This is a genomic window from Petrotoga halophila DSM 16923 (assembly GCF_002924615.1).
The window spans coordinates 1-15,741 of the sequence record NZ_JALY01000219.1; the positions used below are offsets into that span (position 1 = coordinate 1).

A 15,741-nucleotide genomic window follows, 5' to 3' on the forward strand; every position below is an offset into this window, starting at 1 on the left:
ATAAGATCATTAATCATGGATATAGGATATGCTTTAGGATGTGGAGCTGTTACCAAAGAACTTTGTAGAATAAAGAGTGGTAAGTTTGAATTAAAAGATAGTATTCTGTTAGAAGAAGTTTCGTTGGAAAAAATGTTAAAAATGGATGAGGCTTTAGATCTCCCTTACGTTAAGATTAATAACGGTCAACAAGTCATTAAAGGGTACCAAATTTATAAAGATAATATTTTAGAATTTTCTAATTTCAACAAAAATGATTACGTTAAAATATACGATGAAAAAGGGTATTTTTTAGGAATAGGTAAAGCTGAAAAAAAATCAACATTTTTAAAAACTCTCTTTAAACAAGAAGAAAGAAACGATAGAATAGTAAAAATAAATAAAATTCTGTACGAGGTGACATAAAATTGTACGCACTCACAATCGGAATCTTTGATGGTGTACATAAAGGCCATCAATATATATTGAAAAATACTCTCCAACTTGCAAATAATTTACGGTTTGACCCCTTGGTTTTGATGTTTAGATATCCTCCTGAAAAGTATATTGGAGGTTTTGAAGGCCTTATCCTTCCTAGTTGGAGAAGAAAACAAATCTGCGAAGATTTGGGATTTAAGGTTGAAGTAAAAGATTTAGAAGAAGTATGGGGATTACCCCATGAACAATATCTTGAGGAATTGATGAAAAAGGGTGTAAAAGCAATAGTGTGCGGTGAAGATTTCACCTTTGGGAAAGATGCTTTAGGCGATGTGGAATATTTACAAGCTGTTAGTCAAAGCAAAGGTTTGGTGGTCAAAGTACTGAAAGATTTAAAAAGTCAAGGAAACAGGGTTAGTTCTTCCGCAATAAAAAGAGAGCTAAAATCAGGTAATATTAAGACGGCAAATGAAATGCTTGGAAGGCCTTGGACTCTGGAAGGTACAGTCTATGAAGATAGGCATCTAGGGTTTAAACTTGGCTTTCCAACTGCAAATATTAACGTTTGGGAAAAAGAGAAAATCATATTACCAAAGTTTGGTGTTTACATTGTAAAAGGATATGTAAAGGGACGAGCAGGTTTCTTGTGGGGTTTAATGAATGTCGGTTTAAGGCCAACTTTTAACGAATATAAAAAAATCCCGAAAGTTGAAGTTTATTTTTTGGATTTTTTTGGTGATCTATATGGTGATTATATTGTTTTAGATGTAATTGATTTTTTGCGGGACGAGGTAAAATTTAAAAATGAAAGAGAATTAATTGCTGCTATGGAGAAAGATGAAGATCAAGCTAGAAAGATTATACAGAAACATTATATATAGAAGGGAGATGAACTGTTTTGCCTACTTGGGATTTAACGTTTTTTTATTCTTCACCCAAGGACTCACAAATTAATGAAGATTTCGAAGAAAGCTTGAGAAAAATCAAAAAGTTACAGCAGCAATATTATGACAAACTATCTGACCCTTCTTTGACGCCAAGTGAGTTGAAAAATTTCTTCCAAGAGTTTGAGAAAATTTTAAAAATGCATAATTTTACTTACCAGTATTGTCACTTACTTTATGATTCCAACACCCAAGATGAAACTGCTCAAAAACTCTATGCCAAGGCTAAAGATTACGATTCAAAGATAGAAATGGAATCATCCTTTTGGAAGCCGAGGTTATTGAAGCAAAGTGAAGAGAAATTAAATGAATTGATGCATGACCAGGAATTGAAAGATTACACTCATGTGATTCAACGGCTTATTAAATCAAAAAATCATATCTTGAGTGAAGATGCTGAAAAGGTATTAGCTGTTATGTACAACTCATCACGTGGAGGCTTTGAAGAGCTATATGGTCGGTTAACAAGTTCATATACTTTCAAGTTAGAGATCGATGGGGAAATCAAAGAATTAACCGATCCACAAGTAAGGGCTTTAAGAAGAAAACCTGATTTAAAATTAAGACGTCAAGCAATGAAAGAATTCTTTAAAAAGTATGACGAAGATAGCCTCATCTTCGAAAAAACATACAATTCTATCGTAAAAAATTACGACACAGAGGCTAATTTGAGAAACTTCCAAAGCCCGATTTCTATGAGAAACTTGAACAACGAAGTTGAAGATGAAATTGTGGAAACCGTTATAAAGGTCACCACTGACAGAACGCCTATGGTTCACCAATATTACAGATGGAAAGGTAAAAAGTTGGGTATAGAACAAACGCTTGCTGATATCTATGCGCCTTTAACAAACGTGGAAAAAGAATATTCTTTTGAAGAGGCACAGAAGATTGTTTTAGTTTCATATTACGAGTTCGATGAAGAAATTGGAGAAATTGCTGAATCTTTCTTTAAAGAAAAAAGAATCGATGCTGAAATAAGAAAAGGTAAAAGAGGTGGAGCTTACACATCTTATGCGCTTCCAAATAAAAAACCTTTTATTTTGTTGAATTTTACAGGTACTCTTGCCGATGTAGGTACTTTGGCGCATGAGTTGGGACATGGGATACATGGAACTTTAGCCTCTGAACAAAACATTTGGAATTATCACCCTCCTTTAACGATGGCGGAAGTTGCCTCTGTCTTTGGTGAGATGTTGGTTATTGACAAGATACTACCCACTCTTTCAGAAGAAGAAAGAACGGGGTACCTGGCATCAAATATTGAAGGAATGTTTTCGACGATGTTTAGACAAAATATGATCGCCAGATTCGAAATATCATCTCACAATTTGATAGAACAAAATGGAAGTGCAAGTTGGAAAGAACTTGCAGAACTGTATAAAAAAGAATTAGAAATAATGTTTGGTGATTCAGTAATAATACCAAAAGAATATTACTATGAGTGGTCAAGTATACCTCATATCTTTAGAACACCTTTTTACGTATATGCATACAATTTTGCTAATTTATTAGTCTTAGTTTTATACCAACAGTACAAGGTTGAAGGAAAATCTTTTGTACCGAAATACAAAGAGTTGCTTAGAAGTGGTGCAAAAGATTCACCTAAAGAATTACTAAAAAAAATTGGGATTGACATTTCAAATAAAGATTTTTGGGAAAAAGGTTTTGAATTCATAGAAAGGGAATTTATTAGCAAATTAGATTGAATTAAGTTAACCAAATTCAACATGTTTTTAAATAATGGATTTAATCCAAGGGAGAATTTATCTTGGTTCCTGAAATTATAATAACTACGCATAAAAATGCTGATTTTGACGGTTTTGCTGCATGTGTTGCGGCATCATTAATATATGAAGATGCTATTATTGTACTTGAAGGAGAACCTCAGCAAAATCTTAAGGAATTTTTGAATATATACGATATTCCATACGAAAAGGAAAATGATTTTATAAAAAATTATCAAGAAGAAATAAAAAACCACAATTTTGAAAAAGTTGTGATTGTAGATACTGCGGATATCAATAGAATTCCTGAATTTATAAAATCTCTTATTGAGCAAGGAATAGAAGTTGACATATATGATCATCATCCAGAGTTAAAGGAGCAAAATATCAAAGGTAATAATTATTCAAAAGAAGTAGGAAGTGCCACAACATTAGTTGTTCAAAAATTATTAGAAAGCAAAATAGTTCTTCCTGATACTTATGAAACTCTTTTTTTAATAGCAATTCATGAAGATACTGGAAATTTTGTTTTTTCTACAACGACTCCATTAGATCATCAAATCTCTGCAGAATTATTAAAAGGCGGTGCCAGGATAGAAGAGGTAGAAGAGTTTGTTTCGTTAGAAATGACAAAAGAGCAAAAAGAACTTTTTGACAAACTCTATAACAATGTTCAAGAGCTTACCTTGGAGGAAATAACAATACATATCGCTTATTCTGAAATCAACAAATTTATAGGTGGGTTAAACGTTATAACCCACAAATTGTTTGAAACTCTTACTCCGGATGTTTTGTTTGTTGTTGTAAAAATGGGCAAAAGCATTTATATAGTTGCAAGATCAAGAATTGAAGAAATAGATTTAAATAAAATACTATCTTTATTTGGCGGCGGAGGTCATAAAAAAGCTGGTTCAGCTAAAACAAAAGGTCTTAGAATACAAGAGGTTATTGACAAAATTAAAAAAGAGTTAAAATCTTCTTTTGTCCCAGTTTTAAAAGCAAAGCATATTATGTCATCTCCCGTAAGAACCATATTATCATTTGAAACGGTTGAAAGGGCTCATGAATTGATGTTTCAAACAGGACATTCTGGCCTCCCTGTAATTTCTGATAATAAATTAGTGGGTATTGTAACTAAAAAAGACATAGAAAAAGCAATGAAACATGGTTTAAAAAATGCACCTGTTAAAGCTATAATGAGTACTAACTTAAAAGTTGCTGATGTAGAAACCTCGTTGAATCAAGTGAGAAGGATCATGGCAGAAGCAGACATCGGAAGGATTCCCGTTTTAAAAGATGGTATACTTGTTGGTATAATAACTAGAACAGACCTTTTGAGGGCAACTAACGGAGTTTTTAATTTTTCACTTAGCCCAATTTTAGAAGAAAAGTATAAATCGCAAAATCTAAAAAAAGAAATGGAAAAAATTCTACCCACATCTATTCTTAATCTTCTAAAACTTATTGGGCTATATGGGAATGAGTTGGGGTTAAACGTATATGTAGTAGGAGGATTTGTCAGGGATCTTTTGCTAGCAATTAACTCTAAATCAAACGGTACAAAGTCAATACCCTACGATATAGATGTAGTAGTGGAAGGGGATGGTTTGTTATTTGGTAAATATGTTGCTAAACAATTGAGAGCAAAATATATTGAACATCCTAAATTTCACACCTGCTCAATTTTTTATAGAAATGGGGAAAATAAGATAATAAGGATTGATATTGCAACCGCCAGAACAGAATATTACGAAGAAGCAGGAGAATTACCAAAGGTGGAATTATCAACTATTAAAAAAGATTTATACAGAAGAGATTTTTCTATAAACGCCATGGCCATAAAACTTAATTCGGGTTCCTTTGGAATACTGATGGATTTTTTTAATTGTAAAAAAGATCTTGAAGAAGGCAAGATAAGAATACTTTATCCACTCTCTTTTATCGAAGATCCTACTCGAATATTGAGAGCTATAAGGTTCGAACAAAGATTTGGTTTTGAAATTGAGCCTAACACCTTAACAAAATTAGAAGAAGCTGTAGAAAAGGGATATTTGGAAAAAGTGACTGGAATGAGGATAAGAGAAGAATTAGAAAAAATATTAGAAGAACCTGAACCAATGAAAGCAGTAAAAAGAATGGGTAAACTGAAAATAATTTTTCACTTATTCGAAAAAACTTACTATTCTCCCACACTAGAAAAAGATTTAGAAAAACTTTTTGATGTTAAGGGATACTTTAAGGCTAACTTACCAAGTTATCTGAATAAAGTCAGACTATTCCACCTAGTTTTAGACGTTCTACTGCAATACACTCCAGAAGAATCTCTCAAAAAAATTAGTGAAAGATATGGATTACCGAAAGATTTTATTAAGAATTTAATGCAAGTGAAAAAAGTATATAGTGAAATTTCTAAAGATTTAAATGACAAAGAAAAAATATTAAAATTATCATATTTCTATGAAAAAACCAACGGTTTTCAAAATGAACAACTAATTTTTTTAGCTGTAAAACTTCCAGAAGAATTATTGGAAAAATACTATGAATATTTACGAAAGATTGAGAAACTAAAACTCTCCATCACGGGGAAAGATTTACTAAAGAAAGGATACGAAGGTGTTCAAATTAAAGCAAAGTTAGAAGAAATAAAGAAAAAACTCTTGAATGGTGAAATACAACCTGGCGAAGAAAAAAATTTGATATAAATTTGACAACTCAATTTTTTTATGTTATAATCCCTAAAATTTAGCAAAAGGAGTTTTTTGAATTTATGACTAATTGTGAAAAAAATTTCATTTCTTATAATCAAATAAATTTAAATAACAATAGGAGGCGCCCATGTAGCCGGTGGATCATAAGCACCGGTAATGGGTGCTTATGAGGTTGGGAGATGGTTATTCTCCTAATTGAGTTTTAATCCATGCGGCTACATCTTTTAAGATGTAGCCGTTTTTTTTAGAGTTTCTAAAGTCAGTAAGTTCAAAAGAATAGAGGGAGGTTAGTGTATGGAAAGTACGGAAATAATGCAAGAAGGTATTGTTTTACCATTGGGTTTTAAAGTCTGGGGAATTCACTGTGGGATCAAGAAGCTCAAAAAAGATTTAGGACTGATATACTCAGAAAAAAAGGCTAATGCCTCAGCTGTTTTTACCACGAATAAAGTTAAAGCGGCTCCAGTTATTTTGAGTATGGAGAACATTAAGGATAACGAAATGCAAGCTGTTATTGTGAATAGTGGTAACGCAAACGCTTGCACGGGTGTAAAAGGATATTCAGATGCAATAAGCATGGCAGAAAAAACCGCTGAAATCTTAAATTTAAAACCAGAAGATGTATTTGTAAGTTCAACAGGTGTTATAGGTGTTCCATTGCCAATTGAAAAAATTTTAAACGGCATAGAATCATTTGAAAAAAATATTGATTTAGCAAATGATGATCTTGTAAGTTTCGCACAGGCGATAATGACTACAGATACCTTCCCAAAAATTAATTCTACACAAGTTGTGATTGGTGGTAAAAAGATCACAATAACGGGGGTTGCCAAAGGTTCAGGTATGATTCATCCCAATATGGCTACAATGTTGTCTTTCATTTTGACAGATGCAAACATTTCTAAATCAGCCTTGAATAAAGCTTTAAAGCAATCAGTTAATGATTCTTTCAATTTGATAACGGTTGATGGCGACACTAGTACCAACGATACGGTTCTTATTTTGGCTAATAAGCAGGCTAAAAACGAAGAAATTACAGAAGATTCTCACGAATACAATTTATTTCAAAAAGCCCTTTATGAAGTAGTTGAAAATTTAGCAAAAAAAATTGTGATAGACGGGGAAGGTGCTACTAAATTTTTTGAGGTACAAGTAAAAAATGCCAAGACAAAAGAAGATGCTAAATTGATCTCAAGGTCCATAGCCAAGTCTAATCTAGTAAAAACAGCAATTCATGGAGAGGACGCTAATTGGGGAAGGGTGTTAGCGGCCGCTGGTTATTCAGGAGGAAACTTTGATCCCAATAGAGTAGATGTCTGTTTTCAAAGTTGTGTAGGAAAGATTCAACTTTGTCAAGATGGTCATTTTATTGAGTTTAACGAAATTAAAGCAAAAGAAATTCTCGGTGAGAAAGAATTGAAAATTATTGTAGATTTAAAAGATGGTGAAGAGAGTGCTATTTCTTGGGGATGTGATCTTAGTTACAAATATGTAGAAATAAATGGAGGGTACAGAACATGATAAAAGCTGAAAAGTTTTCCGATGAGATATCTAAAGCGGAAGTTTTGATCGAAGCTTTACCCTACATAAAAAAATTTGCAGGAAGTATTGCTGTTATTAAGTTTGGTGGTAACGCTATGAAAGACCCACAAATTAAATCGATGATCGCAAAAGATATCGTACTTATGAAATATGTTGGGTTGAATCCTGTTATCGTTCATGGAGGAGGACCAGATATCAATAAAATGCTTGCGAGTTTAAATATAGAAACAAAATTTGTAAATGGATTAAGGGTAACTGATGAAAAAGTTATGGAAATAGTAGAGATGGTGTTGGTTGGTAAGGTAAATAAAGAGATTACATCGTTGATAAATAAAATAGGGGGAAAGGCTGTTGGATTGAGTGGAAAAGACGCAAATTTATTGTTGGCAGAAAAAGATTTGTCCCAAGGGGATTTGGGTTATGTTGGTAAGTTAATAAATGTGAATAAAGAGGTAATTTTGAATTTAACTGAAAAAGATTATATCCCCGTAATCGCTCCTTGTGCAATTGGGAAAGATTGGAAAACTTATAACGTTAATGCTGACATAGCGGCAGGTAAAATTGCTTCCTCTTTGAAGGCGGATAAATTTGTTTTATTGACAGATGTAGAAGGCATCTTGAAAAACAAAGAAGATGAAGAAAGTGTAATTTCAAGACTGTCATATAGAGAAGCAAAAGATTTATTGAATTCTGAATTTATCACTGGTGGAATGATTCCTAAGTTAAAATGCTGCATCCAAGCGTTAGAAGGCGGAGTAAAAAGAGCACATATAATAGATGGAAGAATTCCCCATGCTTTACTTTTAGAAATATACACAGACAAAGGTGTGGGAACTATGATAGCGAAGGAGGTTTACGATAATGATAATCTCTGAAGATAAAAAGTATGTAATGAATACTTATTCAAGATTTCCTATAACTTTAGTTCAAGGGAATGGTATAAAGGTTTGGGATGAAAACGGTAAAGAGTACTTAGATTTTGTAGCTGGGATCGCCGTTAATGCTTTGGGCCATTCTCACCCTGCAGTTGTTGAATCGGTAAAATCTCAAGTTGACAAATTGATCCATATTTCTAACCTCTATTGGAATAGTAATCAAATACAGTTAGCCAAGATGATCTGTGAAAAATCGTTTGGGAAAAGTGCCTTTTTTTGCAACAGTGGAGCCGAGGCGAATGAAGCTGCGATTAAGTTAGCAAGAAAATATGGAAACACTAAGTACAATGGGCGAAGATACAAAATTATCACGGCAAAGAACTCATTTCATGGAAGAACCTACGGTGCATTGACGGCAACAGCCCAGCCAAAATATCACAAGAACTTCGAACCTCTATTGGAAGGATTTGAAAGCGTAGAGTATAACGATATAAATTCACTAAAGTCGGCCATTGATGAAAATACATGTGCTGTAATGTTAGAAGTTATTCAAGGTGAAGGGGGAATAAACGAAGCAAAAGATGAATATCTTCAACAAGTTAGAAAACTTTGTGATGAGAACGATCTTCTTTTGATTTTTGACGAAGTTCAAACAGGGATAGGAAGAACCGGAAAACTTTTTGCCTATGAACATTCTGGTGTGGTACCCGATGTGATGACCCTTGCGAAAGCCTTAGGTGGTGGTTTCCCCATCGGTGTGCTTGTTGTGAATGAAAAAGCTGACGTATTTACACCTGGGGATCATGGATCGACATTTGGTGGGAATCCATTAGCCTGTGCAGTTGGCATGGCTGTTATGAAAAACGTTGCACAAGAATCTTTTCTGAATACTGTGAAAGAAAATGGTGAATTTTTCAAAAGTCAATTATTAGCAATGAAGGAAAAACATTCGATAATTGATAAGGTTAAGGGAAAAGGTTTGATGATTGGAGTCAAGTTAGACATAGAAGAAGGCAGTGATATAGTAAAAAAAGCTATGGAAAAAGGACTTTTGATAAATCTTTTAAACCACAATGTTTTAAGATTTGTTCCTCCTCTTATAATCACAAAAGAGGAGATAGCCAAGGGTATGAATATTCTCGAAGAAGTTTTTGTAGAAATGGGGTATTAAGATGAAAGGATTTATAAAGTTAAATGATTCTACCATTTTTGAAGGAGAAATTATAAGTAAAAAAGATTTTGGACAAGGCGAAGTTGTCTTTAACACGTCTATGACTGGATACGAAGAATCAATAACGGATCCGTCTTATGCAGGAGAAATACTGGTAATGACCTATCCATTGATCGGAAATTATGGTGTAAATTTAGAGAATTTACAGTCAAAAAGACCCACCATCAAAGGTTTGATAGTTAAAGATTACTGTCAATTTCCCTCTCATCACACATCTCAGTATTCACTTTTAGATTATTTAAACCAACATGAAGTGCCTATTTTAAGTAAAGTAGATACAAGGGCCCTTACGAAAAAGTTAAGGATAGAAGGTAGTATGAATGGTGTGATAACCACAGAGGAGGATTTTGAAGTTCCAACTTCCAATGAGAATTTACTTGATAGCGTTTCAACAAAGGAAATTTATAGAATTCAAGGGAACGGTCCAAAGATAGCCTTAATAGACTTGGGAGTTAAGAAAAATATAGTAAACCAGCTCAAATCTAAAGGTTACGATCTTTACGTTTTTCCATATAACAGTAGTAAAAATGATGTAGATAAAGTTCAACCAGATTTAGTATTATTCTCCAACGGCCCCGGTGATCCAAAAAAGGCAAAAGAAGCAATACTTTTAGCTAAGGGGTTTATAGGTGAGAAACCACTTTTTGGGATTTGTTTAGGTCATCAAATAATATCTTTGGCGTTGGGTTTTAATACTGTAAAAATGAAATTTGGTCATAGAGGTACCAACCATCCTGTGAAGAATTTATTGAATAATAAATGTTATATCACTTCTCAAAACCACGGTTATATGGTTGAAAAAGAGTCAGTGAAAAACAAAGATGTAATAATCACCTTCATCAATTTAAACGATCATAGTATCGAGGGAATTATGCACAAGAAGTATCCCATTTTTACTGTTCAATTTCATCCAGAAGGTGGGCCTGGGGTTCACGATACAACTTTTATTTTTAAAAAAATCAAAGATTCAATCTATAGAAACTAAAAACATACTTCCGGGGAGGTCAACAATGCCAAAAAAACGCGAAATAAAAAGTGTTTTAGTGATAGGTTCTGGACCAATAATAATAGGTCAAGCTGCAGAATTTGATTATTCAGGAACCCAAGCTTGTAAATCATTAAAAGAAGAAGGGTGTAAAGTAATATTGGTAAACAACAATCCTGCAACTATTATGACTGATACAGAAATAGCAGATGTAGTTTATATGGAAAACCTTGAAATGGATACTTTAATTTCCATTATAGAGAAAGAAAAACCCGATGGAATTTTAGGTACATTGGGAGGACAAACAGGCTTAAATCTAATTATCCAACTAAAAGATAGTGGAATTATCGATAAGTACGATATTCAAGAATTGGGAACGTCAGTTGAATCCATAAAAATAGCAGAAAGTAGAGAATTATTTAAAAGAAAAATGCAAGAAATTGAAGAACCTATCGCTGAAAGCCTCACTGTGTCAACAGTATCCGAAGCCCTAAATTTTGCTAGCCAAGTTGGGTATCCTTTGATAATACGCCCAGCATACACTTTAGGAGGAACAGGCGGTGGATTCGCTTACACCGAACAAGAGTTAATCGAATTTGTAGAGAATGGGCTGAAAAAGAGTATGATGAAAGAAGTCTTAATAGAAAGATCGTTATTGGGTTGGAAAGAGATCGAATACGAGTTAGTTAGAGATTCTTTTGATAATTGCATCACCGTATGTAATATGGAAAATTTTGATCCTGTTGGAATTCACACTGGAGATAGTATAGTTGTGGCACCTTCTCAAACGTTGACAGATCAAGAACATCAAATGTTAAGGGACTCATCCATTAAGATAATAAAAGCTTTAAAGATAGAAGGTGCCTGCAATATTCAGTTTGCCCTCAATCCTTCTAACAAAGAATATCGAGTTATTGAAGTGAATCCTCGTTTGAGTAGATCCAGTGCCTTAGCGTCCAAAGCAACCGGGTATCCGATAGCAAAAATTGCTACGAAAATCGCGTTAGGATTTTCTTTGGATGAAATAAAAAATCCCGTTACTGGAAAAACAACGGCTTTTTTTGAACCATCTTTAGATTATGTTGTAACAAAGATTCCCCGTTGGCCTTTTGATAAGTTTTATCAAGCTGATAGAAAAATAGGTACGCAAATGAAATCTACTGGTGAAACGATGGCACTTGGACGTACCTTTGAAAGTTCTTTATTAAAGGCAGTTCGCTCCCTTGATATGAAAATTAAAGGCTTGAGAATTAAAGAGGTGCAAAATGAGAGCGATGAAGAATTAGTAGAACATTTACACATCCCAAACGAAAAAAGATTATTTCATATTGCCGAAGCACTTAGAAGAGGTTATAAGGTTTTTGATATTCATAAATTAACTTATATAGATAACTGGTTTTTAGAAAAAATAAAAAACATCGTCGATTTTGAAAATAGTATTAGATTTTCCCAATTGAATTACGACCTTTTACTTAAAGCAAAGGTTCTTGGCTTTTCAGATCAAGAAATATCTGAATTAAAAGGTTTACCAGAAGATGAAGTTAGAGAATTGAGAAAACGCTATGGTATTACCCCATCATACAAAATGGTTGACACATGTGCAGCGGAGTTTGATTCAGTAACACAATATCTCTACTCAACTTATGGTGAAGAGGACGAAATAGAAGTTCACAAGGACATAAAAAAAGTCATTGTGATAGGTGGAGGCCCAATAAGAATCGGACAGGGCGTAGAGTTTGATTATTGTACAGTTAAAGCTCTATGGGCATTAAAAGAAAAAGGTATCAAATCAATCATCATAAACAATAATCCTGAAACCGTCAGTACAGATTTTGATACAGGTGATAGATTGTACTTCGAACCCCTTACTCAAGAAGATGTTTTGAATATCATAGAAAAAGAAGATCCAATGGGAACAATGGTCATGTTTGGAGGGCAAACTGCTTTGAATCTAAGCGAAGATCTCGAAAGACGTGGAATCAAAATTTTGGGAACTTCATATGAGGATATTGACTTGTGTGAAGATAGAAAACGATTTTCGCTGTTGTTGAAAAAGTTAGGGATCAACCATCCTCGTGGTGGGTACGTTACTTCATTTGATGAAGCTAGAGAAATTGCTAACCGTATAGGGTTTCCTCTTTTAGTTAGACCCTCTTATGTGATAGGAGGACAATCTATTGAAAAGGTTAATTCCGAAGATGAATTATTCGAGTATTTATCACATGCTTTAGGCTTATCACCCAATAGACCAGTTCTAATAGATGAATATATAGAAGGGATAGAAGCTGAAGTTGATGCAGTCTCTGATGGAGAAAATGTATTAATTCCTGGAATAATGGAACATATTGAAAAAGCGGGAATTCATTCAGGTGATAGTTTTGCTGTATTTCCTGCCAAAAGCTTGTCTGAATTAGAAGAGAAAGAAATTGTGAGATACGTTGAAAAAATATCAAAAGCGGTGAACGTTAAAGGTTTAATAAACATTCAATTTATCGTGAAAGAGGGAAAAGTTTACGTTATAGAAGTGAATCCTAGGGCTTCAAGGACAGTTCCAATAATCAGTAAAGTAACGGGAATCCCTATGATAAAACTCGCGGTTGAAATTGCATTAGGTAATAACTTGAAAGAACTTGGGTATTACGAACCTTTTTATCCGAAAATCCCATATACGGTGGTTAAAGCACCAATATTTTCATTAGAGAAATTGCCAGGTGTTGAAGTTGCATTAGGCGCAGAAATGAAATCCACAGGGGAAACTCTTGGCATCGATTTCAATTATCATAATGCGATGTATAAAGCTTTTAAAAGCGCTCATTTGGATGTTCCTTCTACAGGTAATGTACTATTATCATTTCCAGAAAAAGTAGTAAAGGGGAGTAAAAGTTTTGTTAAATATCTTCAAAGCTGTGGATACGAATTGTGGGGAACCACCGGGACAGCAGAAGCTTTTAAATTGATAGATATTAAAATAAAAGAGATAAATCATCAAAAATCATTAGAGTTAGTAAAGAAAGGTTATTTTTCAATGGTTATTAATTTACCTACAAAAGGGAAGAACGTATCCAACTTTGGATTCAAGTTAAGAAGAGCATGTTTAGAAAACAGCATTCCAATATTTACAGCATTGGAAACAGCTCAAAAATCAATTGAAGCAACAAAGAATTGCAAAATTGGGAAAAATAATGTACAGTCCTTGAACGAATATGTAGATTATTATCATAATCTACTAAAAAATCTACAAATATCAAAAAGAGGTGAATCATTTATGAAAACCGGGGAAAAGGTAGTATTGGCATATTCAGGAGGGTTAGATACATCTGTAATCATACCATGGCTAAAAGAAAAGTATGATTGTGAAATTATTGCGGTATGTATCGATGTAGGTCAAGGAGAGGAAACTCATGCTATCGAAAAAAAAGCTATTTCAAGTGGTGCAAGTAAGGTTTACGTAGAAGATGTTGTGGAAGAATTTGTAACCGATTATATTTTTCCAACCTTAAAAGCTGGAGCAATCTACGAGGGTAAATACTTATTGGGAACATCCTTTGCAAGACCTCTAATGGCAAAAAAACTGGTTGAGATTGCCCAAAAAGAAGGTGCAAATGTTATTGCTCATGGTTGTACAGGTAAAGGTAATGATCAAGTAAGATTTGAAGTATCTATTAAGGCATTAGATCCTTCTATAAAAATTATTGCTCCTTGGAGAATATGGGAAATTAAGTCTAGGGAGGAAGAAATTGCCTATGCCCTAAAGAAGGGAATTCCAATATCTATAACCAAAGAAAAAATATACAGTGTAGATAAAAATATATGGCATATAAGCCATGAAGGAGGAGATTTAGAGGATCCATGGAATGAACCTAAACCTGAGTTATTCGATATGGTTACTCCACCTGAAAAAGCACCCGATGTTGCTGAATATGTAACCATAGAATTTGAAAAAGGGATTCCAGTGAAGATAAACGAAGAAGAACTTTCGCCCGTAGAGTTGATAAAGAAAGCCAATGAAATTGCATCAAGAAATGGTGTGGGGATTGCAGATATCGTAGAAAATCGATTAGTTGGAATGAAATCAAGAGGTGTGTATGAAACTCCAGGTGGAACATTACTATATACTGCACATAAAGAACTGGAAAGCTTGGTACTTGACAAAGAAACGTCAAGATTCAAAGATTTAGTGGCACAAAAGTATGCGGATCTTGTTTATAATGGATTGTGGTTCTCTCAGTTGAAAGAAAGTTTAGATGCTTTTGTTAATGAAACGCAGAAGGTTGTTACCGGTGTTGTGAAATTGAAACTTTACAAAGGGAACATTATAATTGCAGGATTAAGTTCACCATATTCCTTATACAACGAAGAGTTAGCTACATTTGGAGAAGATAAGATTTATGATCAAAAGGATGCAGAAGGTTTTATAAACTTGTTTGGACTACCTTTGAAGATGAGAGCTTATCAGATGAAGCATTTTGTTGAAAATCAAAAATATAACAAAACGACTGTAGGAGGAGAACAATGAAATTGTGGGGTGGTCGGTTTAAAGAAAAAATTGCAGAAGATATGGAAATTTTTAATTCATCGATAAATGTCGATATCAGATTATTGCCCTACGATATAGAAGCTTCTTTAGCCCATGCGAAAGGGTTGAAAAAGGCAAAAATAATTACTGACGAAGAGTTTGAACAAATTGAAAGAGCGTTAAGAGAAATAAAAGAAGAAAAGTTTGAAGAGATTCCAATGGTAGAAGATGTGCACACATTGGTAGAGCAAATGTTGGTTGAAAAGATAGGAGACGTTGGCAAAAAAATTCACACAGCAAGAAGTAGGAACGACCAAATAGCAACAGATGAAAGATTGTATTTACGAAATGAAATATTAAAAATTATAGATTTATTAGGCCAATTAAACGCTGTTTTATTGGAACTTTCCAAAAAGCACAAAAACAAAATTATGCCCGGTTACACACATATGCAAAGAGCTCAACCTATCACATTTTCACATCATTTATTAGCTTACATGGAGATGTTTAAAAGGGATATAGAACGGTTGAAAGATTCTTTAAAAAGAGTGAATGTTTTGGTTTTAGGTTCAGGAGCTTTAGCTGGAACGTCATACGATATAGATAGAATGTATGTGGCTTCATTGTTAGACTTTAAAGAAGTTTCACTAAACAGTATTGACGGAGTAAGCGATAGGGATTTTATCATTGAATTCTTATCATTAGCATCCTTGATAATACTTCATTTGAGTAAATTTTCTGAGGATGTAGTACTTTTGTGTACCCAAGCACTCAATTTAGTAGAATTAAGTGACCA

General features: G+C 33.7%; 9 protein-coding genes and 1 pseudogene. All 10 read left to right on the plus strand.

Annotated elements, in window-relative coordinates:
• Nucleotides 1-405, plus strand: a pseudogene (locus AA81_RS10605) (tRNA pseudouridine(55) synthase TruB); the annotation flags it as partial.
• Between the two features lie 2 nt (nt 406-407).
• Complete coding sequence (gene ribF / locus AA81_RS10610; protein ID WP_103077958.1) at nt 408-1,298, plus strand: riboflavin biosynthesis protein RibF; 891 nt, start codon at nt 408-410, stop codon at nt 1,296-1,298.
• 17 nt (nt 1,299-1,315) lie between these two features.
• On the plus strand, nt 1,316-3,070 hold the full coding sequence (locus tag AA81_RS10615; RefSeq protein ID WP_103898968.1) for a M3 family oligoendopeptidase: 1,755 nt from the start codon (nt 1,316-1,318) through the stop codon (nt 3,068-3,070).
• A 62-nt stretch (nt 3,071-3,132) separates the two neighbouring features.
• Entirely contained in the window at nt 3,133-5,790 is a 2,658-nt protein-coding gene (locus AA81_RS10620; protein ID WP_103077960.1) for a CBS domain-containing protein, read from the plus strand.
• A gap of 330 nt (nt 5,791-6,120) precedes the next feature.
• A complete protein-coding gene (gene argJ / locus AA81_RS10625) occupies nt 6,121-7,317 on the plus strand; it encodes a bifunctional glutamate N-acetyltransferase/amino-acid acetyltransferase ArgJ (RefSeq protein WP_342749735.1) in 1,197 nt (398 codons plus the stop codon).
• Nucleotides 7,314-8,213 carry an acetylglutamate kinase gene (argB, locus tag AA81_RS10630; protein ID WP_103077870.1) on the plus strand — a complete coding sequence of 300 codons (900 nt, stop codon included), beginning with the start codon at nt 7,314-7,316 and terminating at the stop codon, nt 8,211-8,213. The genes argJ and argB overlap by 4 nt, the downstream gene beginning before the upstream one ends.
• Nucleotides 8,200-9,384, plus strand: a complete 1,185-nt coding sequence (locus tag AA81_RS10635; RefSeq protein ID WP_103077962.1) for an acetylornithine transaminase — start codon at nt 8,200-8,202, stop codon at nt 9,382-9,384. The genes argB and AA81_RS10635 overlap by 14 nt, the downstream gene beginning before the upstream one ends.
• Nucleotide 9,385: 1 nt before the next feature.
• Nucleotides 9,386-10,429: a glutamine-hydrolyzing carbamoyl-phosphate synthase small subunit gene (gene carA, locus AA81_RS10640; RefSeq protein ID WP_103077963.1), complete on the plus strand. Its 1,044-nt coding sequence runs from the start codon at nt 9,386-9,388 to the stop codon at nt 10,427-10,429.
• 25 nt (nt 10,430-10,454) lie between these two features.
• Nucleotides 10,455-14,945: a carbamoyl-phosphate synthase (glutamine-hydrolyzing) large subunit gene (gene carB / locus AA81_RS10645; RefSeq protein WP_103077964.1), complete on the plus strand. Its 4,491-nt coding sequence runs from the start codon at nt 10,455-10,457 to the stop codon at nt 14,943-14,945.
• The coding region (gene argH, locus AA81_RS10650; RefSeq protein WP_103898969.1) for an argininosuccinate lyase at nt 14,942-15,741 on the plus strand (800 nt) is incomplete at its 3' end. The genes carB and argH, both read left to right, overlap by 4 nt.